General features: G+C 73.8%; 2 protein-coding genes. Both read right to left on the bottom strand.

What is annotated here, in order from left to right; translation table 11 throughout:
- On the bottom strand, positions 1 to 394 hold a 394-nt coding region (locus tag AC30N0_RS05070; protein WP_489516843.1), incomplete at its 3' end, for a gamma-glutamyltransferase.
- A partial coding sequence (pgi, locus tag AC30N0_RS05065) for a glucose-6-phosphate isomerase (protein ID WP_489516842.1) occupies positions 391 to 1,736 on the bottom strand: 1,346 nt, incomplete at its 5' end. The genes pgi and AC30N0_RS05070, both read right to left, overlap by 4 nt.

Raw genomic sequence — 1,736 nt, 5'->3', positions numbered from 1 at the left:
CCCCGCCGCCGAGGCCGCTCGACTGCGGCTCCACCAGGCCGAGCACGGCCTGCACCGCGACCGCCGCGTCCACGGCGCTGCCGCCGGCCTTCAGGATGGCGCAGCCGGCTTCGCTGGCGAGCGGGTTCGCGGAGACGACCATGTAGCTCCGGGTGGTGACCACCTTGATGCCGAGCCGGTAGCCGGACGAGGGCTCCGGCGCCGCCGGGTCGCCGGGCACGCCGGAGCCGACGACCACGGCGCCGCTGTCGGTGATCGCCCGGCACGGCGTGACGCCGGCGCGGCCGCCGCTTCGGTCTGCATCGGCGTCGCCGTCTGCGTCCGCGCCGAGGCTCGCGGCCGCGACGATGACCAGCGACCCGGCCAGCAGCCTGGAAGAGCGTCCGACGTTCAACGCGGGCCGAGCGAATCGGGCTCGTCGGTCGACGCGGCCTCGCCCTGCAGGCGCCGGAGCAGGCCGGCGGTGGACCCGTCGAGCGCCTCCAGCTTCGCCGCGTCGGCCCGGCCCTCGAGCATCGGCAGCAGCTCGTTGCCGAGGACCTTGCCGAGCTCGACGCCCCACTGGTCAAAGCTGTCGATGCCCCACACCGCGCCCGACGTGAAGACGCGGTGCTCGTAGAGCGCGATCAGCGCACCGAGCGAACGCGGCGTCAGGCGCTCGAGCAGCAGCGTCGTGCTCGGCCGGTTGCCGGGGAAGTGGCGGTGCGGCTCGCTCGCGTTGCGGCCCTGCATCAATGCCTGCGCCTGGGCCAGCCCGTTGGCGAGGAGCATGCGGTGCTGGCGCTGCAGCGGCTCGGCGAGGGCAGCGCCGGCGGCGCTCGCCCGCCCGCCGTCGGGCTCGCGGACCAGGATGAACTCGACCGGGATCACGTCCGTGCCCTGATGCAGCATCTGGAAGTAGGCGTGCTGGCCGTTGGTGCCGGGCTCGCCCCAGACGACCGGGCTGGTCGCGTAGGCGAGCGGTGCGCCGTCGCGGTCGACGCGCTTGCCGTTGCTTTCCATCTCGAGCTGCTGCAGGTAGGCGGGCAGGCGCTTCAGCCCCTGGTGGTAGGGCGCGACACTTCGGCTGGTGAAGCCGTGGAAGTTGCGATACCAGACGTCGAGCAGGCCGAGCAGCATCGGCACGTTGCGCTCGACCGGCGCGGCCGCGAAATGCTCGTCCATGGCCCGGGCCCCGGCGAGGAGGGCCCGGAAGTTGTCGGCGCCGATGGCGATCGCGATCGGCAGGCCGATCGCCGACCACAGCGAGTAGCGCCCGCCGACCCAGTCCCAGAAGCCGAAGGTGGTGGCGATGCCGAAGCGTGCCGCCGCCTCGACGTTGCTCGTGGCGGCGACGAAGTGGTCCTCGATGCGGCTGCCGCCGCCGGCCAGGAACCACGCCTTTGCGGTCGCCGCGTTGGCCATCGTCTCCTGCGTGGTGAAGGTCTTGCTGGCGACGACGAAGAGCGTCTCGGCCGGGTCGCAGCGGGCGAGGACGGCGGCGATGTCGTGGCCGTCGACGTTGGAGACGAAGTGGAAGGCAAGGCCCCGGTGGACGTGGGCGGCGAGGGCGAGGACGACCATCTGCGGCCCCAGGTCGCTGCCGCCGATGCCGATGTTGACGACGTGGCGCAGGCGCCCCCGGGGGCCGGCGTCGGCGCGCGCGCGCACGCCTTCGGCAAACGCCAGCATAGCGTCGAGCACCCCGTGGCGCAACCGCCCCACACGCCCCCCCCCCCCCCCCCCCCCCCAACCCC

Origin of the sequence: Rhizobacter sp. (genome assembly GCF_031412495.1) — a bacterium.
Lineage (GTDB): Bacteria > Pseudomonadota > Gammaproteobacteria > Burkholderiales > Burkholderiaceae_C > Schlegelella_A.
The sequence above is the reverse complement of the archived record's forward strand: the minus strand, read 5'-3'. Positions and strand labels throughout refer to the sequence as shown.